This window comes from Bacillus sp. RC51, assembly GCF_044908115.1.
Classification (GTDB): Bacteria; Bacillota; Bacilli; order Bacillales; family Bacillaceae_G; genus Bacillus_A; species Bacillus_A mycoides.
On the sequence record NZ_JBIYCW010000016.1, the window covers coordinates 50963 to 72883 of the forward strand.

Consider the following 21921-nt stretch of genomic DNA (forward strand, 5'->3'; position numbering starts at 1 on the left):
TGTATAAAATTATATGAATGAAACAATATCATCAAATAAGTTTTTTTATTTGATTGTGCTTAGTATAGTGCTGATAACGACAGTCAATGTTATTCTTCGCTGGGAGGAAGCGTATTTCTTTATGTATTTAGCGCTCCATTTATTAGGGGTTCTATGCATAACGGGCGGAGTAGTTGCTGAAAAAAAGAGTGAAGAAAGCGTTAATTATATGTGTGTGACCGGTCTTATTTTACTTTTAGCTGTGCAAGGTATTATGAAATATAGTTCTTTTTCTCTGCAAGATTTTAGTTTGTTAATAGATGTACTTCCTTAAGGCGGATTTTAAGGGTTATGAATATATAGGATATGTAAAAGGAGCTTGTTTGAAAGTACATTTCTTATACTAGATTATGAGCCGAAGAAAATAGGTGAAACTCTTCTTGTAATAGAAGAGTTTTTTTATGTAAATTGAACGAGCTAGAACAATTATCACGATTAGCTTGTTCTAATTTTGAAAGTACGAACTTACAATAATAATAGACAGGCAGCATAGAGGAGGGAATAGCGTGAGGAAAGTTATTGGGTGGTCGCTTTTTTTGTACGTTGGGTTTGCATTACTTATATATTGGTATTTATTTGGATGGAATCATGAACTCATTCCGGACATGTATAAAGGAACGAGTGCAGATCCAGAAACTTTTATGAATGCGAGGGAGCTTACGCTAAGTCAAGATTATTCGCGTGTGAAAAATTTACTGTTCTTTTTAGCGACGCCTCTTGAATGGATTATTTTATTATTTGTACTCGTGCTCGGTATTTCAAAAAAGTTTGAGAAATGGTCGAAGGAAACGACCAAAATAAATGTCTTACAAGTTGCGATTTATTTCTTTTATTTATCACTACTAACAACAGTTCTTGCATTACCGATGCAGTGGATCGGGCGTAAAGTATCCGTTGCTTACGGTATTTCCACGCAAAGTACACAAAGCTGGATAAAAGATCATGTTATCGATTTTTGGGTGAATTATGCGACTATGTTACTCATTGTTTCGGTTCTGTTATGGCTCATCCGTAAATTTCCAAAGAGATGGTGGCTAGCAGGGTGGGCGCTCTCTGTACCATTTACAATCTTTTTAACGTTCGTGCAACCTGTTATTATTGATCCACTTTACAATGATTTCTCGACGCTAAAAAATAAAGAATTAGAAACGAAAATTTTGACAATGGCAGATAAAGCTGATATTCCAGCTAAGCACGTATATGAAGTAAATATGTCGGAAAAAACGAATTCGTTAAATGCGTACGTAACGGGAATTGGCCTTAACTCTCGCATTGTAATGTGGGATACGACGCTTAAGCAATTAAAAGATAAAGAGATTTTATTTATAATGGCTCATGAAATGGGACATTACGTAATGAAACATATATATTGGGGCGTTGCGAGCTATGTGTTGCTATCGTTTATAGGTATGTATTTAATTAGTCGTATTATAAATATGTGTATTCGAAAATGGGGAGATACACTGCAAATTCCAAAATTAGCATGTTTCTCAATTTTACCTTTATTTTTCTTAATTTCCTCTTTATTATCTTTTGCAGCACAACCAGCAACAAACTACGTTTCTCGTATAGAGGAACGGGCGGCAGATCAATACGCTCTAGACATGACGAAAGATGGAAAATCAGGTGTGAAAACTTTTCAATATTTATCAAAAACAAGTTTAAGCCAAGTGAATCCGCCTGCGTTAGTGAAGTTTTTCTTATATACACATCCACCAATTTTCGAAAGAATTCATACGTTTGAACAATATGAAAAACAAAAAAACAAGAAGTAGCGATTATGCTACTTTTTTTTTATAGAAATATAAGTTTGGTATTGGGAATATTTATCATTGCTTTTTATTGTGATTTTGTAAATAATAAGCTATAAAATTCTAAAAATCTATATATAAAGGAATAAAGGTGGAAATATGTATTTTTTACAAAATTTAAAAGTGAAACATAAATTATTCTTACTTATCTCATTAGCAGTTTTGGGCATGGCAATTATGAGTTGTGTAGCAGTTAATTCAATTAATCAGATTAAGTATGATACGGAAATTGTCGTAGATGATTATCAAAATTCAGCAATTTTATTAGAAGGGATGCTTCGTACACAAAATTCACTAGAATATAACTTACTAGAATTAATTACAGTGTCACAAAATGAGGGGACAAATAAAGAGGGGATTATTGGTAATGTTGAAAAGGATTTAAAGAAATATGATTCTTTATTAAAAGAATATGATGATGGCGTTAATTTAAGTAAGCAAGAGGATGAACTGTTTCAGAAGATGAAGAAATCTTTGCCAAGTTATATGGATACATATAAAAAGTTGTTTGAAAAAGCGAAGGTGACAAACGAACCCCAGCTGGTAAACGAATTTCATAAGGAATTAAAACCAAAGGGAGTAGAGTTAGCTAGTTATGCGGTAGATCTAGAAGCATATGTTTCAAACTTAGCTGATCAAGTATTTAAAGATTCTCAAAAAATGATAGATCAGTCCGTTATTACTTTTATCATTCTTGCAGTAGTTACTACAATCGTTATATGTATAGTAAGTTATATTATTAGCAAGCTTATAGTTGCTCCTTTACAAATGGTTAGTCGTATGATGGAAAGAGCAAAAGAAGGGGATCTAACTGTATATGGTGATTATAATGCTAAAGATGAATTGGGCTTATTAGTAAGTGATTTTAACGAGATGATTGCAGGGCTAAGAGCAAATATGCAAGAAGTAGATAATAATATTCAGCTTTTATTCCAACATGCAGACGGAGTAGTATCTGCATCGGAAGTATCTAGTGGTGCAGCGAAGAAAATCACTATAGATATTGAAGAAGTTGCAAATGGTGCAGAGAGTCAAATGCAAGCAATGGAGCAAACTGCGGGTGCGATGGAAGAGTTGACACAAGGAATGCAGAGTATAGTGAATACATCATCCTCTGTGAATGAATTGTCTGCTCAATCAGCATTAGATGCAGAGAGTGGTAACAAATTAATGAAACAAATGATTCAACAGATGGATACAATCCAAAATTCAGTACATAGCGGTGTCAAACAAGTTGAGACTATGAAGGAACAATCAGAAGAGATTGTTAAAATCATTGATGTTATGCAAGGTATTACCTCTCAGATTAACTTATTAGCATTAAATGCCGCAATTGAGGCTGCACGTGCTGGAGAAAGTGGTAGAGGATTTGCAATTGTGGCAGATGAAGTAAGAAAATTAGCAGAACAATCTAGTGATTCTGCAAAACAAATTGAGAAACTTATTATTCAAGTTATGGGAACAACGAACCATACGGTACATATGATGGGGAAAGTAGATAATGAGGTGCAGGCAGGTACTCAAGTAGTAATGCATACAGAAAAAGTATTTGGAACAATTACAGAAAAAGTGCAGCAAGTATCTGAGCAAATTCAAACGGTATCTATGTCTACAGATGAAATTGCAGCGAGTAGTGAGGAGATTTCTGCTTCTACAGAAGACATGGCGCAAATTTCTCAAAGGTCATCTGATCGAACTGATAGGGTAAAAGAGTCTATTCAACAGCAAGAAAAATCAGTTCAAGAAATCTCAGTTTCAATTGAGCATCTGCATAGCGTAGCAGGAGGATTAAAGCAGATTGTTTCACAATTTACTCTTCAAAAATAGTATATTTAAGTTTATATATAGTGAAATTCCTCTGAATAAATAGCAAAAAAATCATCCTTTATAAGAAATAAAGGATGATTTTTTTATTATGAAGATTTGGTGTGAATTCTACTTTTTACATTCTATTTTTTTACAGTTTTTCAATTGTGATATATAATGATATGTAATGTTTTTAGAATTTTTAGTTTATAAAAAGATGATTGTAGGGGGAGGAGAAAATTGTTTCATTCAAAATCAATGCCGACTATAAAAATGATCCTTTCGATGTCTATTTTCGGATCGATTGGATTTTTTTCTGTCCAAACGGGTTTACCATCTTTTGAATTAGTATTTATTCGTTGTATTTGTGCGACTTTATTTTTAACGCTATGTTGGTTTGCAACAGGACAATATAAAAATGAGAAATGGAATAAAAAAGAAATTGTGCAAATATTAGCGTGTGGCGTATTTCTCGTTTTTAACTGGGTGTTTTTATTTAAAGCGTTTGAACTCATGTCGATTACAATTGCGATTTCAGTGTATCATCTCGCGCCAATTATCGTATTAATGATCGGTAGTATCGTATTTAAAGAGAGACTTACAGTATTTGCTGTTATGTCCATTGTTATTTGTTTTATCGGCACAGTGTTAGTAGCTGGAGTGGACGGTAGTATGTCACTTGAGAAATTAATGTCATCTGGAATGGTATGGGCACTTCTTGCGGCTTTATTTTATGCTTTTACCACGTTACTAGGAAAGGGGATTCAGCATACGAGCGCATATGCGATGACCTTTTTACAAACGTTTTTAGGCATATTTTTATTGCTGCCATTCGTAGATTTCGGACATTTTCAAGGATTAACAGAGATGAACTGGATGATGATTACTGCGACAGGACTTATACATACTGGGTTTGTATATTACTTGTTTTTTGACAGTTTAAGGGATTTACCGACGAGACTTATTTCTGTATTAGTGTTTTTAGATCCTGCTGTTGCAATTTTGTTAGATACGATTTTTACCGGTTTTAGACCGACTAGTATGCAAATTGTAGGGATTATTCTTATATTTGTAGGAATGGCATTTACTTTTCGAAAAACGAAGGATGAAAAAGTGGTGGTAAAAGAAAATACGTATTATGAAGTGTGAAAAATTACCTCCTATCGTATTGAGAATCCCCTTATTTTTTATACAATATAAGAGTAGGAAAATAAAGGAAGATGCGGATGAGAAGGATGAAAAAGTTATTAAAGGTAGCTACATCATTAAGTTTAATAGGGTGGATATTTGTTAGCGGTGATATTGTTTCAGCAAATAAAGCTATAGTTGGAACGGGTAATGGTTTATTTGAACCAGAAAAACTTGTAACCCGTGAACAGTATGCGAAGTTCTTAAATAATACAATTCAAAGATTCTAAGCAAACGATTAATCTATGAAGATCGAAAAAAGCGCAAATATGATATTTGCGCTTTTTTTGTCTATAAAGTGAAATTTTTATAAGTGAAGGACTTGATTAGTAGATAGTAGAATATTGTATATATAACATCTTTGCAAAAGCTTTTGTTTATCCTTTTTGAAAATCAAACAGAGAAACTAGAGCGCAAAGATAAGAATATTTCTTCAAATGATTTGCATGCAATTCAGAATACCAATTGGAATTGAGAGCGAATTGGCTCTCCTAGTAATCTTCAAAATAATAGATGTTAAAAATGCAATATATTACATAGGGCTTGCAAATACAGCATATGTAATATGGGGAAAGAATTTAGTCTATTATGTTCCACTTTTAATAAAGTGGAAATGAAGGAGCGAGGACTATGAAGAAAAAAATGTTCCGTATAATGGCGGCAGCGACTATTATGGGTGGATTATTGGTAAGTGCAAATGTTCCTAACATAAAAGCAGAAGAATATCCTGAAATGATTGTATTTGACGATGTCCCAGTAAACCATTGGGCATATGATTATATTCTAGATGCGGCATATAATAAAATTATGCTAGGTTATGGAAATGGAAAGTTTGGTGTAGGTGATAACGTAACACGTGAACAAGTGGCGGCAGTACTGTATCGCGCACTTAATATAAAACATGAAGGCCCATTAAAAAATCCTTATAAGGATATTTCTGAAAGATCAACAATGTTTCCAGATGAAATTTTAGCATTAACAGAGCGCGGTATTTTTAAAGGTGATGAGAAGGGGAACTTTAGACCTAGGGAAACAATTACACGTGCAGAAGTAGCGCAAGTTCTTACACAGGCATTTTCATTTGAAGTGAAGCAACAGCATACATTTAAAGATGTACCGAATAATTACTGGGCAAAAAATTCAATTAGTGCTCTGCAATCAAATAATGTCATAGTAGGGACAGGAAATGGAAAGTTTGAACCGAATAAAGTTGTAACACGTGAGCAATATGCAACATTTTTATATAAAGCTATTATTAATTTTCATTTGAAAGATGAATAACATGAAACGGAAGTTTTTTAAAAAATAGTACAAGAAAAATAAAATTATATTAATATATCATATTTCTTTAAAAAAAGCGCGGGAATTACGCGCTTTTTTCTTATTTTAAATTGTTTATCTGTATATTTATTCTGCTGTTCATAGTTCCATGGTTAGTATTTATGGAAAAAACAGGTTAATTATAGTTACTTTTTATTGAAAAAAAGTACGATTTAGTAACTTTATTGTTAATTAAGTATAAAGATAAGTATGTGAAATACAGTTCACAAATTAGACAAACATTATATGGGTAAGTGTATTGTTACTTTTCCATAAATTCTTTATATTAGAAAAAATATGTTTTTTTTAGGGAGAGAATACAGTGAAGAAAAAGATATTAAAAGTAGCAACAGCTTTAACAATTATGGGTGGAATTGCATTTAGTGCTGAAGGCGCTACAGCGAATGCTGAAGTAGCTGCTAAGCCTAAGCCACAACAAGCAAGTCAGGCTATCTTTAAAGATGTACCAGCAGGACATTGGTCTTACGAAGCAATTCAAACTTTAGCACAAGAAGAAATTATGCTTGGTTATGGAAATGGCGTGTTCGGTTTTGGACATAACATAACTCGTGAACAAGTAGCTGCTTTAATTTATCGTACTATCGATTTCAGTGAAGTATTCGAGGAAGGCGATATCCTTGAGAATCCATACAAAGATATTAATGAAAAATCAACAATGTTCTTAGAAGAAATTTTAGTATTAACAGAGGTAGGTATCTTTAACGGTGATGGAACTGGAAACTTTAGACCGAAAGATACACTAACACGTGCAGAAATGGCTCAAGTGCTTACAGTAGCATATGAATTAGAAGTAAAAGGAACACAAGGATTTAAAGATGTACCGAAAGGACATTGGGCATACAATGCGATTAATGCAGTAGGTTCAAATGGTATTTCTGTAGGAGATGGAACTGGAAACTTTGCTCCAAACATGAAAGTAACACGTGAACAATATGCGCAGTTCTTATTTAAAACAATTTTTGAATAAATAATAAAAAAGAGTCAGTGTTATATAACACTGACTCTTTTTTTGCTTGAAATCATAATGGATAAACACAGTTTTGTAAAAAAACATTAAATTTTCAAAAAAAACTTCCTTTTCTGAAGATTTGTTATATAATATAAAACATAAAATCAAATCTGTTATAAGACAGTTTAAAAAGGGGATGCTAATATGTCGACGCAAACTTCACGGGTTACACTGGCCGGAGAAATGTTACCAGCGTACAACGAAATATTGACACCTGAGGCGCTTAGTTTTTTAAAGGAACTGCATGAAAATTTTAATGAACGCCGCACGGAACTTTTACAAAAGCGTGTGGAGAAACAAAAAAGAATTGATGCGGGGGAGTTTCCTACGTTTTTAGAAGAGACAAAGCATATACGTGAAGGGGATTGGACAATCGCCCAGCTTCCGAAAGATTTAGAGGATCGCCGCGTGGAGATTACTGGTCCGGTGGATAGAAAGATGGTCATTAACGCTTTAAATTCAGGAGCACATCTTTTTATGGCAGACTTTGAAGATTCGAATGCACCAACTTGGAGAAATGCTGTCGAAGGTCAAATTAACTTACGAGATGCTGCTGTGAGAACGATCTCACATAAAAATGAAAACGGAAAAGAATATCGTTTAAATAGTAAAACAGCTGTATTAATTGTGCGTCCGAGAGGGTGGCATTTAGAAGAAAAGCATATGCAAGTTGACGGCAAGAACATGTCTGGCAGTTTGGTGGATTTTGGATTGTACTTTTTCCATAATGCGAAGACGCTTTTAGCAAAAGGAAGTGGCCCATACTTTTACTTACCGAAAATGGAAAGTTACTTAGAGGCAAGATTATGGAATGACGTTTTCATATTCGCTCAAAAGTATATCGGTATTCCGAATGGAACGATTAAAGCGACTGTGTTAATAGAAACGATTCACGCTTCATTTGAAATGGATGAAATTTTGTATGAACTAAGAGATCATTCTGCTGGTTTAAACTGCGGACGATGGGATTATATATTTAGTTTCTTAAAGAGCTTCCGTAATCATAATGAATTTTTACTTCCGGATAGAGCGCAAGTCACGATGACAGCGCCGTTTATGCGCGCGTATTCTTTGAAAGTTATTCAAACGTGTCATCGTCGTAACGCGCCAGCAATCGGAGGGATGGCGGCGCAAATCCCAATTAAAAATGATCCAGAAGCAAATGAGGCAGCTTTCGAGAAAGTGCGTGCTGATAAAGAGCGCGAAGCTTTAGACGGTCATGATGGGACTTGGGTTGCCCACCCGGGACTTGTACCGGTTGCAATGGAAGTATTTAATCACATAATGAAAACGTCAAATCAAATTTTTAGAAAGCGTGAAGAAATACGTGTAACAGAAAAGGATTTATTAGAAGTACCGATGGGAACGATTACAGAAGGTGGTCTTCGCACGAATATTAACGTCGGTATTCAATATATTGCATCTTGGTTAAGCGGGAGAGGAGCAGCTCCAATTTATAACTTAATGGAAGATGCGGCAACAGCGGAAATATCAAGAGCACAAGTATGGCAGTGGATTCGTCATGAGGGTGGAAAGCTAAGTGATGGCCGTAATATCACTTTTAAATTGATGGAAGAATTGAAAGAAGAAGAACTAGCAAAAATAGAAAGAGAGATTGGTAAGGAAGCATTTAATAAGGGGAGATTTGAAGAGGCTACAAAACTGTTTACAAACCTTGTTCGTAATAACGAGTTCATGCCGTTTTTAACATTACCGGGTTATGAAATTTTATAAGAAACAAGAAAAGGGGATGGAACATATGAAAAACGAAAGAATTGATAAATTGCAGGAAAGCTGGGAATTAGATACGCGCTGGAAAGGGATCACACGTCCATATACAGCTGAAGATGTAATTCGTCTGCGCGGATCGATTGATATTGAACATACGTTAGCGCGCTGCGGTGCAGAGAAGCTTTGGAAATCACTTCATACAGAAGATTATATTAATGCACTTGGGGCATTAACAGGAAACCAAGCGATGCAACAAGTGAAGGCTGGATTAAAAGCAATTTATTTAAGCGGTTGGCAAGTAGCGGCAGATGCGAATCTTTCTGGACATATGTATCCTGACCAAAGCTTATACCCGGCGAACAGTGTGCCAGCTGTTGTAAAACGAATTAACCAAACACTTCAACGTGCTGATCAAATTCAGCATATGGAAGGTAGCGGTGATACAGATTATTTCGTCCCAATTGTGGCGGATGCTGAAGCTGGGTTTGGTGGACAGTTAAACGTATTTGAATTAATGAAAGGGATGATTGAAGCGGGTGCATCTGGCGTGCACTTTGAAGACCAATTATCTTCAGAGAAAAAATGCGGGCATTTAGGCGGAAAAGTATTATTACCGACGCAAACAGCGGTGCGTAATTTAATTTCGGCACGTCTTGCTGCGGATGTAATGGGTGTACCAACAATTATCGTTGCAAGAACAGATGCAGATGCGGCAGATTTAATTACGAGCGATATCGATCCAGTTGATCAAGAGTTTATTACAGGTGAAAGAACGCCAGAAGGGTTTTATCATACGAAAGCAGGTCTTGATCAAGCAATTGCACGTGGTTTAGCGTATGCGCCGTATGCAGATCTCGTTTGGTGTGAAACGTCGGAGCCAAATTTAGAAGATGCAAAACGCTTTGCGGACGCAATTCATAAGAAATATCCAGGGAAGCTACTTGCTTACAACTGTTCCCCTTCTTTTAACTGGAAACAAAAATTAGATGAAAAAACGATTGCAAGCTTCCAAAAAGAAATTGCATCGTACGGTTATAAATTCCAGTTCGTAACGCTTGCTGGATTCCATTCGTTAAATTATGGCATGTTTGAATTAGCGCGTGGTTATAAAGAGCGCGGCATGGCAGCGTACTCTGAATTACAACAAGCAGAGTTCGCAGCAGAGAAATACGGTTACTCAGCAACGCGCCATCAACGCGAAGTAGGAACAGGATACTTTGATGAAGTAGCACAAGTGATTACAGGCGGTACTTCATCAACGACTGCTCTAAAAGGATCCACAGAAGAAGAACAGTTTACGAAATAAAGGTATAAGTAGGTGCCCCCAAAAATTTTTTTGGGGCACTTTTCTTATTTATTATTACGTCGCTGACATTGTTAAACTTTGTCGGAAAGTGGATGTGATTTTATTTGTCGTCGTATTGTGGGACGTTCACTTCTATTTAAAATATCCAATCTAATATATTGAATATACCAATAATAGCAGTAAAAAGAAGGAATGCGAATAATGATAGACAGCCCCATGTAAATAGTTTGTCTTTCCATGTTTCTTCATAATCATCAATTAGTTTCTCTATCACTTTTTTCTGCAATGGCTGTAAGGGACGTTCGGTGTGTAGTCCTGTAATAATGTTACGATCTCCTTTGAATTTTAAAGCACGTACAATATGATAAGAGTCGTTTCCCATCGATTTTTCAAATTGTAGACATGCCGCGTGCATAACATCTGTTTTCTCTTTTTCAAGATACCAATACCGTCCAGCCATTTCTGGGTATTGTAATGTAAAGTAAATGTCACCGAGTTTTTTCCTAATTTCTAATTCATTCGGATAAGTAGCGATTAATCCGTGTAATCTATCTCTTGCTTTTCCAAGGTTGTTATTTTCAATATCTTTTTCAATTCTCTTTAATGTTTTTTTAGGGATTATTTCTGTCATACACGCCTCCTTATTAGAATAGGTGTGGTTATATTTTATAAAAAATACTAAAATTTAGAAACTTTATTTTTAAAAAGGATTGTACATTCTATTTTAAGTATGCTATGATAATACCAGTTGAATAATTAAATTAAGCAATCCATATATTATCAAGTGCCGAAAACAAACGGGGAAAAGTATGTGAGAACTAGTTTATGTTTCGAATTTGATAATGTGTGGATTCTTTTTTTATACATGAAGACTAAATAATAAAATGTATTTTCTTAGGAGGAAATAATTATGACAGTTACAGGACAAGTAAAATGGTTTAACAACGAAAAAGGCTTCGGTTTCATCGAAGTTCCAGGCGAAAACGATGTATTCGTACATTTCTCTGCAATCGAAACTGATGGTTTCAAATCTTTAGAAGAAGGCCAAAAAGTTAGCTTCGAAATCGAAGATGGCAACCGTGGACCTCAAGCTAAAAACGTAATCAAACTATAATTTTATAGTTTATTATAGAAAAAAGGATGGCTTATGCCATCCTTTTTTTTGTTGTTGAGATATACGATATTTATATTAGTAATAAAGACAGCCTAAAAAGTACGATTGAAGGAATAAAGGCGTACTCGAAAACTTATGAAAATGATAAAGTGACGGTAATTGATTTGAGGAAGTCTCATTCTCGTTATTTAGATCAAGAACCATATATAATCATAGTACAGGTTGAAAGAGATACAGAGAATCTTGGAAGAAAAAATAGTAGGTTTTTTTGAGGATGAAGAAGAATGAAGGAAATGGTAATCAGTATGTAAAAAGGCTTTCCTGTAAAGGAAAGCCTTTTAGTGTTCTTTCACAGCTTTTTTCTTTTCACGTTTCTTGCATTCTGGACATTTAGATTTACGAAAAGGCTTCGCGAAGAACAGTAAAATAAAAAATAAACCGAATATAATACTCGCTGAATTTTTTACGATAACAATGCTACTATTTTTCATTTGAATTGTTGGATGATCTTGATTTTCTTCCATGAGAGACCTCCGTATATTTGATCTATATTTTAATTATAGCAAAATTAATTGCTGTAATTATATGAAAAGGGGAGTGTGTTAAACATATTACAAATGATATAAATTCTTTTTTCGTATATAGAATCCTTTTTTTATACAGATTATTCCTTTAATATTCGTATATCATTATTAACATATTTGTATTATATTTGATTTATTATAAGTATTTGTAAAGAATCGTGGAATGTAAACCATTTCCTTTTCGTAGGTGCTACTATAAAAGGGAAATGAAGAAGGGAAATTAAATAGCAATCGAAAATTAAAAAAAGAGAGGTGAAAAATCTGTTACTAACAAAAGAGCGAGTATAGATAAAAGTATTCTTAGCGTGCAAAAACTACATACTCTAAGGATATACATTTGCCTATATTTGTAGTAGCAGACAGTAGACTATGGAAAGTAAAGTAGAACGTTATGTCGAAAACTATGTTGTAAGCAAAAATACAATGGCCTTACTTCCTGTTGTTCTAGGAGAAAAAAAAGTTGTTACGCGAATTGTTGAAATGGAAGATTCTTTTTTCGTATTTCAAAAGCCTCTTGATATTATAGAGAGAAGTTGCCGGAAGCATGGTTCTAGTTTCTTTGGAAGAAAAGAAGGAACGAAGGAGTTAACTCGTATTACACATAAAGCTCCTATCGCAATTAGCCCGACAGATCAACTTTATTTTTTCCCTACGTATTCTTATTCTCGAAAAGAGTGTGCGTGGTTATCTCATTTTCATATTGAAGATAATAAAGAATTAAAAGATGGAAATCTTATTATTAGATTTATAAATGGTTTCGCTGTGAAACTAGAAATGTCAAAAAGTAGCTTTGAAAATCAGCAAAATCGTACAGCGAAATTACGGACAGAGTATGAAGATCGTAAGAAAAAACAAGGAAATCCTTGCTTTAAAGAGATTGATAAAAATGAAGAATCTAAATTAACACCAGCATATGAGAAAGTGTATTTTGTGAAGGAAGGCGAAGTGTGAGAGGGAAAGGATGGGGAGACTCATCCTTTTTATTTGTCTGTTTTTGTCGGAAAGTCGATAAAAATCAAATTGTAGTCGATGTATTCAGAAGATTACCGAAAAAATTATCAAAAAATATTGTTCCTCAAACAACCAAACGTACAACAAACCTTGTCGAATATTGAAAGATTATCATAGCATAATAATGAAGGAATTCTAGCGAATGATATGGAAACTTTAATAAATACATCTCCATATGTCGTATCTACCATTTCCTCTTTCATTTAAGCGATGATACAGTAGAGGTAGTAATTAGAGTAAAGGGGTAAAGTGTAGAATGGATTTTCAAACAATCAAAGAGTATTTTTCACCAGAAAATATGGATCATATTGTTGAAAGTTATCGTGCGTTCGGACCGCTTCTCGGTATTGGCTTACCGATGATAGAGGCGCTTATTCCGGCATTGCCACTCATTGTGTTTGTGTTGGCGAATGCTGTTGCATTTGGTTTTTGGTTCGGTTTTCTTTATTCATGGATTGGGTCAGTAATTGGTGCAATGCTTGTATTTTTCATTATTCGTAGCTTTGGAAGAAGTCGTTTCTTTTCTTTTGTAAATAAGCATGAGAGAGTGCGAAAAGCGATGGGATGGATTGAAAGAAAAGGGTTCGCGCCAATCTTTGTTATATTTTGTTTTCCGTTCACACCATCTGCGCTTATAAATGTTGTAGCTGGTTTGTCTCGCATTAGCGTAAAACAGTTTGGACTAGCATTAGCATTTGGAAAGCTTGTTATGATCTTTATTTTAACGTATATCGGTCATGATTTAGTGTCATTTATTCATAAGCCGGTGAAATCGGTTATTGTGGGCGTTGTTATTTTTATTTTATGGTATGTCGGTAAAAAAATTGAAGTAAAGTTAGAACTACATTAGGAAAAGTCTTCTTTGTCCCGCATTAACGGGCAGTAAAACTCCCACCAAAAAATTCGACTGAAGTAAAGAAGTTAGGTGGGAGATCAAACTGCCCGTAAATGCCCGATTGGTTCAACTAATAATCGGTGGGGGATGAACAAAACCCCCACCGATTAAGTTTCACTTTATAAATACAAGCTTCATCATTAAAGGGCGAGGGGAGAAGCGAATGAAGAAAACTTTGAAAAAAGAAGGGCTAGAGTGGGTAAGAACAATTTTAATTGGTGTACTATTAGCTGTATTTTTTCGAACGTTTTTCTTTTCAACGTACGTTGTAGAGGGGAAGTCAATGATGCCGACATTGCAAGATGGAAATATGCTCGTTGTGAATAAGGTGAGTTATCAAGTAGGGGACTTGAATCGATTTGATGTCGTCGTTTTTCATGCGAATAAAAAAGAGGACTATGTAAAGCGAATTATCGGTTTACCTGGGGATCATATCGAATATAAGCATGATAAATTATATATAAACGGACAATTCGTGGAGGAACCTTATTTAGAGACGTATAAGAAAGAGACGAATGGACGGCAATTAACAGGTGATTTTAAATTAGAAGAATTAACGAAAGAAAAGTTTGTACCACCCGGTTCTATTTTTGTAGTTGGTGACAACCGCCTTGGTAGTTGGGATAGTAGGCACTTCGGCTTTGTGAAAGCTGATACAGTTGTCGGTAAAGTTGATTTACGATATTGGCCGATTCAAGAGGTACAAACGAATTTTTCAAAAGGCTGATATAATAAAATGAAGTATAAGGAAAAGACAAACGAGTATGTTTGTCTTTTTTATCGTCCTATAATACAATTGTGATAGCAAACTAACGTTCGTTATGTAAGTGAAAGGTGGGGTTACATGTCACTTCGATTTGTGATTGGTAGAGCTGGAAGTGGAAAAAGTACACTTTGTTTACACGAAGTGCAAGAAGAGTTAAAACAGCGCCCAAGAGGGAAAACAATATTATATCTTGTGCCAGAACAGATGACATTCCAAACGCAGCAGGCGTTAATTGGGAGTGAAGATGTAAGAGGTTCTATTCGGGCACAAGTTTTTAGTTTTTCGCGATTAGCGTGGAAGGTGCTGCAAGAAGTTGGCGGAGCGAGTCGTCTTCATATTGATGAAGCTGGTGTACATATGTTGCTTCGTAAAATTGTAGAATCTCGTAAAGATGGACTATCTGTGTTTCAAAAAGCAGCGGAGCAAAACGGTTTCTTTGAACATCTTGGTAGTATGATTGCTGAGTTTAAACGTTACAATGTGACGCCGTCTAACGTATATGAAATGTGGCAACAATTAGACACACATAGCAGTAGTGCAGAGCAAAAGCTACTAGCGAATAAAGTGTATGATTTACAGTTACTATATGATGATTTTGAACGTGCTTTAATCGGAAAGTATTTAGATTCAGAAGACTACTTACAATTATTAATTGAGAAGCTTTCAGACTCTGAGTATGTAAAAGGCGCGGAAATTTATATAGATGGATTCCATTCATTTTCTCCTCAAGAGCTAGAAATCGTTAGAGGGCTAATGAGATTAGGGACAAGAGTAACAATAACATTAACGATAGATGAAAAAACGTTAGCGCAGCCAGTGAATGAACTAGATTTATTTTATGAAACGACGTTAACGTATGAAAAAATAAAACAAGTAGCGCGTGAAGAGAAAATAGAAATTGAAAAAACAATTCCACTTATGGAACAACCGCGTTTTCATTCTCCAGCATTAGCTCATTTAGAAACGCATTATGAAGCGCGTCCGAATGAAAAGTATCATGGTGAAGCGAGTGTGACAATTAGTACAGCAGCTAATTTACGAGCTGAAGTAGAAGGTGTAGCTCGTGAAATTAGAAGACTTGTGGCGGATGAAGACTATCGTTACCGAGATATCGCAGTCCTTCTTCGTAACGGAGAAAGTTATTACGACGTAATGCGAACGTTATTTACGGATTATAATATCCCGCATTTCATCGATGAAAAACGCCCAATGTCACATCATCCGCTAGTAGAATGTATTCGTTCTGCACTCGAGATTATTAGCGGGAATTGGCGTTATGATGCAGTATTTCGCTGCGTGAAAACAGAGCTTTTATATCCATTAGATGTAAGAAAAGAAGCGATGCGCGAAGAGATGGATGAGTTTGAAAACTACTGTTTAGCGTACGGTGTACAAGGGAAGAGATGGACTTCTGAAGATCCGTGGATGTATCGTCGGTATCGTTCTCTTGATGATGCGAGCGAAATGATAACAGACAGTGAGCGTGAAATGGAAGAGAAAATAAATCGACTTCGCGACGTTGTAAGAACGCCAGTTATTCGTATGCAAAAAAGACTGAAGCGTGCTGGAACAGTTATGCAAATGTGCGAAGCGGTATATTTATTTTTAGAGGAGCTTGACGTTCCGAAAAAACTAGAAGAATTACGTGTTCGTGCAGAAGAAAATGGAGATTTCTTATTTGCGACAGACCATGAGCAAGTATGGGAAGAAGTGATGAATCTTCTTGATACGTTCGTTGAGATGCTTGGCGAAGAGAAGATGTCCCTTTCAATGTTTACGGAGGTTATGTCGACAGGTCTTGAGGCACTTCAATTTGCGAACATTCCGCCGTCACTAGATCAAGTGTTAGTTGCTAATATTGATCATTCTAGATTATCAGATATTAAAGCGACGTTCATTATTGGAGTAAATGAAGGAGTGATTCCAGCAGCGCCTATGGATGAAGGTATGCTTTCTGATGAGGAAAGAAATGTTCTCACCGCTGCAGGTATCGAATTAGCACCAACGACGAGACAAACTTTATTAGAAGAACAGTTCGTTATGTATCAAATGGTGACGAGAGCATCTGAGAAGTTATACATTTCCTGTCCACTTGCGGATGAAGAAGGAAAGACGTTACTTGCTTCTAGTTTTATTAAAAAAATAAAAAGAATGTTCCCTGATGTGAAAGAATCGTTTATTACGAATGATGTAAATGACTTATCGCGTTCGGAACAAATCTCATATGTAGCAACGCCAGAAGTAACGTTGTCTTATGTCATGCAGCAACTGCAAACGTGGAAGCGATACGGATTTGAAGGGAATTTAGACTTTTGGTGGGACGTATATAACTTCTACGTTACTTCAGATGAATGGAAGCAAAAAAGTAGCCGTGTGTTATCAAGTTTATTCTACCGAAATCGTGCACAGAAACTAAGTACAGATGTAAGTAGGGATTTATATGGAGATACAATTAAGGGAAGCGTTTCTCGTATGGAACTATTTAATCGCTGTGCGTACGCTCATTTTGCCCAGCACGGTTTATCGCTAAGAGAGCGTGATATTTTCAAACTTGATGCGCCAGATATCGGTGAATTATTCCATGCAGCGCTGAAGAGAATTGCAGACAAGCTATTACGTGAAAATCGGACTTGGGCGGATTTATCAATAAAAGAGTGTGAACACCTTTCTGCTTTAGTAATAGAAGAAATTGCACCGTTATTACAAAGACAAATTTTATTAAGTTCGAACCGTCATTTCTATTTAAAGCAAAAACTACAACAAATCATTTTCCGTACGTCACTTATTCTTCGTGAACATGCGAAGTCGAGTGGATTTGTACCAGTTGATTTAGAAGTACCGTTCGGTATGGGCGGGACTGGATCGCTTCCGCCGATGGAATTTGCGTTGCCAAATGGTGTGAAGATGGAAGTAGTTGGCCGTATTGACCGTGTTGATAAGGCGGAAGATGAGAGTGGTACGTTCCTTCGTATTATTGATTATAAATCAAGTTCGAAAGCGTTAGATTTAACAGAAGTGTATTACGGACTCGCACTTCAAATGTTAACGTATTTAGATGTTGTTACTTCAAATGCACATACGTGGATGAAAAAGGGCAGTACTGCATCACCGGCGGGTGTATTGTATTTCCATATTCATAACCCGATTGTTGAGATGAAAGGCGATGCATCTGAAGAAGAAATTGAGAAAGAAATTTTAAAGAAATTTAAAATGAAAGGTCTCGTACTAGGAGATGCTGACGTTGTGCGTTTAATGGATAATAAACTTTCAACAGGAAGCTCTGATATTATTTCTGCTGGTCTGAAAAAAGATGGTAGTTTTAGTGCGCGTTCTAGCATTGCAAGTGAACAAGAGTTTAACGTACTTCAAAAATATGTACACCACTCGTTTGAAAATATCGGAAAAGACATTACAGAAGGTGTTATCGATATTGCTCCTTACAAAAAGGGGAATAAAGCGGCATGTACGTTCTGTAACTTCAAATCTGTTTGTCAATTTGATGAATCACTTGAAGATAACCAATTCCGTACGTTAAAAGATATGAAAGATAGCGAAGCGATGGAGAAAATTAGAGAGGAGGTTGGCGGAGAATGATAGAAAATTGGCCTCAGAAACCAGAAGGTAGTCAATGGACAGATGACCAGTGGAAAGCGGTTGTAGCGAACGGACGTGATATTTTAGTCGCAGCGGCAGCTGGATCAGGGAAAACAGCGGTATTAGTTGAACGTATTATTAAAAAGATTATAAGTGAGGAAAATCCAGTCGATGTCGACCGCCTGCTCGTTGTAACATTTACGAATGCAGCAGCGCAAGAAATGAAAAATCGAATTGGGGAAGCGTTAGAAAAAGTATTAATTGATGGGCCAGGTTCACAGCATATAAGAAAGCAGCTTAGCTTATTAAATAAAGCTTCCATTTCTACAATTCATTCATTTTGTTTACAAGTTATTAGAGGATATTATTACATGCTTGATGTCGATCCTCGTTTTCGTATTGCGAACCAAACAGAAAATGAGTTATTAAAAGAAGAAGTGCTAGATGACATATTAGAAGAAGAATATGGAATCGAAGATAATAGTATTTTCTTTGAACTAGTTGATCGTTATACGAGTGACCGTAGTGACGATGACTTACAACGAATGATTTTAGCGCTTCATACAGAATCAAGAGCGCATCCAAACCCGGAGAAGTGGCTTGATAAATTAGTAGAAGCATACGACGTTGAAGGAAAGACGATTGAAGATTTAGTGTACGCTTCTTACTTATTAGAGGATGTGAAGTTTCAGCTTGAAACAGCGGAAAAGCATATTCGTAAGGCGACTGAACTCGCAATGCTTCCTGATGGTCCAGCGCCTCGCGTTGAAACTTTACAAGCGGATTTAGCTTTACTTGGAACGTTATCCTCAGCAGCGCGTGGATCGTGGACAAGCGTTTATGAAGCGATGCAAAATGTATCGTGGCAAACGTTAAAGCGTATTAAAAAAAGTGATTACAACGAAGATGTTGTAAAACAAGTAGATTCTCTTCGGAATAAAGCGAAAGATGAAGTGAAGAAATTACAAGAAGAGCTATTTAGCCGCAGACCCGAAAGTTTCTTACGAGATTTTCAAGATATGCATCCTGTATTAGAAAAACTCGTGAAGCTTGTAAAAGTATTTACAGAGCGTTTCCAAGCGATTAAGCGAGATAAAGGAATGGTCGATTTCACAGATTTAGAGCATTTCTGTTTGCAAATTTTAAGCGAGCAAAGTGAAGACGGTGAAATGAAGCCGTCAGCAGTAGCACTTCAATATCGTAATAAATTTGCTGAAGTACTAGTTGATGAATATCAAGATACGAACTTCGTACAGGAATCAATTATTAAATTCGTAACGAAAGATTCTGAGAGTGAAGGAAACTTGTTCATGGTTGGTGACGTAAAACAGTCAATCTATCGTTTCCGACTAGCAGAGCCTGGTTTATTCTTAGGAAAATATAAACGTTTCACACAAGAAGGATCGGGCGGCGGAATGAAGATTGACTTAGCGAAAAACTTCCGTAGCCGTCATGAAGTGCTAGCAGGTACGAACTTTATTTTCAAACAAATTATGGGCGAAGAAGTCGGCGAAATCGATTATGATGCTGACGCTGAATTAAAGCTAGGTGCTAGCTATCCAGAAGGTGAAGATGTAGCGGCAGAGCTATTATGTATTCAGCAAACTGAGGAAGAAGTGCAAGACGGTGAAGAAGGTGCCGAAGTAGAAAAAGCGCAGCTTGAAGCTCGTCTTATGGCGCAGCGTATTAAAGCAATGGTCGATTCAGGATATGAAGTGTATGATCGTAAAACCGATAGTATGCGCCCAGTGCAATATCGTGATTTCGTTATTTTACTTCGCTCCATGCCATGGGCGCCGCAAATTATGGAAGAGTTAAAACTACAAGGAATTCCGGTATATGCTGACCTTGCGACTGGTTACTTTGAAGCGACAGAAGTAAATATTATGATGAACGTATTCCGCGTCATTGATAACCCGATGCAAGATATTCCGCTTGCAGCTGTACTTCGTTCACCGATCGTTGGACTAAATGACGAAGAACTTGCGACGCTTCGTGCTCATGGAAAGAAAGGCTCGTTTTATGAAGTGATGAGCTTATTCTTAAAGGGAGCGCCGCTTGAAGAAGAACAAGAACTGCATGATAAATTAGAGTGGTTTTATAACTTACTGCAAGGGTGGCGTGAATTTGCGCGTCAACAATCTCTTTCTGATTTAATTTGGAAAGTGTACGGTGAGACAGGCTATTACGACTTTGTCGGCGGTTTACCAGCCGGAAAGCAAAGGCAGGCAAACTTACGCGTACTTTATGACCGTGCAAGACAATATGAAGCAACATCGTTTAGAGGATTATTCCGCTTCTTACGTTTTATTGAGCGTATTTTAGAACGCGGAGATGATATGGGAACGGCGAGAGCTCTTGGAGAACAAGAAGATGTTGTTCGCATTATGACGATTCATAAAAGTAAAGGGCTAGAGTTCCCAGTCGTATTTGTAGCTGGACTTGGTCGCCGTTTTAATACACAAGATTTAATGAAGCGTTTCTTACTTCATAAAGATTTCGGTTTCGGTTCACAATTTATCGATCCTCGTAAACGAATTAAATATACGACATTATCGCAACTAGCGATTAAGCGTAAAATGAAGATGGAATTAATTGCGGAAGAAATGCGCGTACTATACGTAGCATTAACACGTGCAAAAGAGAAGTTGATTTTAATTGGAACAGTTAAAGATGCAAATAAAGAAATGGAAAAATGGCTCGATGCAAGAGAGCATAGTGAATGGTTATTACCAGACCATATACGCGCTGGAGCGTCTTGCTACTTAGACTGGATTGCACCTTCATTATATAGACACCGTGATAGTGAAATGCTTCTTGAATTAGGACAAGGAAATATTCCAGGCGAAATTTATGAATATAGTGCTAGCTGGAAAGTAGAAGTTGTTGAAGGAAAAGATTTACTTGCACCAGAACCAGTTCAAGAAGAGAAACAAGAGTTATTAGAAGCGCTTCGTGATAAAAAAGCTGTTCCGTTAGAAAGTGAACGGAAAGAAGAAGTGTACGACAGATTGATGTGGGAATACGGGTATGCGGACGCGACATCTCACCGTGCGAAGCAGTCTGTTACAGAAATAAAGAGAAATTATCAATCTGAAGAAGGTAGCGATAACGCCTTTATTAAAAAACTTCGTGCACCAATTAAAACACGTCCGCGCTTTATGGAGAAAAAAGGGCTAACATACGCAGAGCGAGGGACAGCAGTCCATGCCGTTATGCAGCATGTAGATTTGAAGAAACCAATTACGATTGAAGTTCTTCAAGAACAAATTGCAAGAATGGTAAATAAAGAACTATTAACATTTGAACAAGCTGAAGAAATAGCGATTGAAAAGGTAATTTCATTCTTTGACAGTGACTTAGGTAAAAGGGTATTAGCAGCAAAAAGTGTTGAGCGCGAAGTACCATTTACGATGATGCTTTCAGCAGAAGAAGCGTATCAAGATTGGCAAGGGAAGAAAGGCGAATCAATACTTGTCCAAGGGGTTATCGACTGCATGATCGAAGAGGAAGACGGAATTACTTTAATCGACTTTAAAACAGATACGATTGAAGGAAAGTTCCCAGGCGGATTTGATCAAGCGAAACCAATTTTAGAAGACCGATACAAAGTACAGCTTTCACTATATGCAAAAGCACTCGAGAAAAGCTTAAAACATCCTGTGAAAGAGAAATGTTTATATTTCTTTGATGGAAATCATGTTGTAAATATTGAGGAATAGAGCT

At 36.3% G+C, this 21921-nt stretch carries 17 protein-coding genes and 3 pseudogenes; 18 read left to right on the forward strand and 2 right to left on the reverse strand.

All coding sequences use genetic code 11. The features are described 5' to 3' along the window. Positions 1–13: 13 nt before the first annotated feature. The 10 genes and pseudogenes from ABH959_RS24625 to aceA all read left to right on the forward strand — a co-directional run bounded on the left by ABH959_RS24625 (position 14) and on the right by aceA (position 10231). Entirely contained in the window at positions 14–313 is a 300-nt protein-coding gene (locus tag ABH959_RS24625; protein ID WP_113937637.1) for a hypothetical protein, read from the forward strand. Between the two features lie 232 nt (positions 314–545). Then, a complete protein-coding gene (locus tag ABH959_RS24630; RefSeq protein WP_404491217.1) occupies positions 546–1814 on the forward strand; it encodes a M48 family metallopeptidase in 1269 nt (422 codons plus the stop codon). A gap of 135 nt (positions 1815–1949) precedes the next feature. Next, positions 1950–2729, forward strand: a pseudogene (locus ABH959_RS29435) (MCP four helix bundle domain-containing protein); the annotation flags it as partial. A gap of 156 nt (positions 2730–2885) precedes the next feature. Continuing rightward, positions 2886–3677, forward strand: a complete 792-nt coding sequence (locus ABH959_RS29440) for a methyl-accepting chemotaxis protein (protein WP_415750039.1) — start codon at positions 2886–2888, stop codon at positions 3675–3677. A gap of 219 nt (positions 3678–3896) precedes the next feature. Beyond that, complete coding sequence (locus ABH959_RS24640) at positions 3897–4805, forward strand: DMT family transporter (RefSeq protein ID WP_113937640.1); 909 nt, start codon at positions 3897–3899, stop codon at positions 4803–4805. A 77-nt stretch (positions 4806–4882) separates the two neighbouring features. Then, positions 4883–5074 carry an S-layer homology domain-containing protein gene (locus ABH959_RS24645; protein ID WP_395922792.1) on the forward strand — a complete coding sequence of 64 codons (192 nt, stop codon included), beginning with the start codon at positions 4883–4885 and terminating at the stop codon, positions 5072–5074. Positions 5075–5474: 400 nt separating this feature from the next. Beyond that, on the forward strand, positions 5475–6125 hold the full coding sequence (locus ABH959_RS24650; protein ID WP_113937641.1) for an S-layer homology domain-containing protein: 651 nt from the start codon (positions 5475–5477) through the stop codon (positions 6123–6125). A gap of 361 nt (positions 6126–6486) precedes the next feature. After that, complete coding sequence (locus tag ABH959_RS24655; RefSeq protein ID WP_113937642.1) at positions 6487–7152, forward strand: S-layer homology domain-containing protein; 666 nt, start codon at positions 6487–6489, stop codon at positions 7150–7152. Positions 7153–7338: 186 nt separating this feature from the next. Further along, a complete protein-coding gene (aceB, locus tag ABH959_RS24660) occupies positions 7339–8928 on the forward strand; it encodes a malate synthase A (RefSeq protein ID WP_113937643.1) in 1590 nt (529 codons plus the stop codon). Between the two features lie 25 nt (positions 8929–8953). After that, the gene (gene aceA / locus ABH959_RS24665; RefSeq protein WP_002125874.1) at positions 8954–10231 is read left to right on the forward strand and encodes an isocitrate lyase; all 1278 of its coding nucleotides are present in this window, start codon (positions 8954–8956) and stop codon (positions 10229–10231) included. A gap of 136 nt (positions 10232–10367) precedes the next feature. On the opposite strand, the gene ABH959_RS24670 is transcribed toward aceA, so the two are convergent. Next, the gene (locus tag ABH959_RS24670; RefSeq protein WP_404493317.1) at positions 10368–10862 is read right to left on the reverse strand and encodes a DUF6584 family protein; all 495 of its coding nucleotides are present in this window, start codon (positions 10860–10862) and stop codon (positions 10368–10370) included. A 279-nt stretch (positions 10863–11141) separates the two neighbouring features. Here ABH959_RS24670 and cspA point away from each other — a divergent pair, with 279 nt between their 5' ends. After that, complete coding sequence (gene cspA / locus ABH959_RS24675; protein ID WP_002011282.1) at positions 11142–11345, forward strand: RNA chaperone/antiterminator CspA; 204 nt, start codon at positions 11142–11144, stop codon at positions 11343–11345. A gap of 26 nt (positions 11346–11371) precedes the next feature. Further along, positions 11372–11633 (forward strand): annotated as a pseudogene (locus ABH959_RS24680) (hypothetical protein). A gap of 50 nt (positions 11634–11683) precedes the next feature. Here the strand turns inward: ABH959_RS24680 and ABH959_RS24685 are convergent. Next, on the reverse strand, positions 11684–11869 hold the full coding sequence (locus ABH959_RS24685) for a hypothetical protein (protein ID WP_219301615.1): 186 nt from the start codon (positions 11867–11869) through the stop codon (positions 11684–11686). A gap of 302 nt (positions 11870–12171) precedes the next feature. On the opposite strand from ABH959_RS24685, the pseudogene ABH959_RS24690 reads away from it, so the two are divergent. From ABH959_RS24690 to addA, 6 genes and pseudogenes are all read left to right on the forward strand, one after another. Beyond that, positions 12172–12249: pseudogene (locus ABH959_RS24690) on the forward strand (RNA-guided endonuclease TnpB family protein); the annotation flags it as partial. A gap of 49 nt (positions 12250–12298) precedes the next feature. Further along, positions 12299–12880, forward strand: a complete 582-nt coding sequence (locus ABH959_RS24695) for a competence protein ComK (RefSeq protein ID WP_002011279.1) — start codon at positions 12299–12301, stop codon at positions 12878–12880. Between the two features lie 316 nt (positions 12881–13196). Then, the gene (locus tag ABH959_RS24700; RefSeq protein ID WP_002011278.1) at positions 13197–13790 is read left to right on the forward strand and encodes a TVP38/TMEM64 family protein; all 594 of its coding nucleotides are present in this window, start codon (positions 13197–13199) and stop codon (positions 13788–13790) included. A 208-nt stretch (positions 13791–13998) separates the two neighbouring features. Beyond that, the gene (gene lepB, locus ABH959_RS24705) at positions 13999–14562 is read left to right on the forward strand and encodes a signal peptidase I (protein ID WP_016119804.1); all 564 of its coding nucleotides are present in this window, start codon (positions 13999–14001) and stop codon (positions 14560–14562) included. Positions 14563–14679: 117 nt separating this feature from the next. Continuing rightward, on the forward strand, positions 14680–18195 hold the full coding sequence (gene addB / locus ABH959_RS24710) for a helicase-exonuclease AddAB subunit AddB (RefSeq protein ID WP_016093092.1): 3516 nt from the start codon (positions 14680–14682) through the stop codon (positions 18193–18195). Further along, on the forward strand, positions 18192–21917 hold the full coding sequence (gene addA / locus ABH959_RS24715) for a helicase-exonuclease AddAB subunit AddA (RefSeq protein WP_404491212.1): 3726 nt from the start codon (positions 18192–18194) through the stop codon (positions 21915–21917). The genes addB and addA overlap by 4 nt, the downstream gene beginning before the upstream one ends. The last annotated feature ends 4 nt before the right edge of the window (positions 21918–21921 follow it).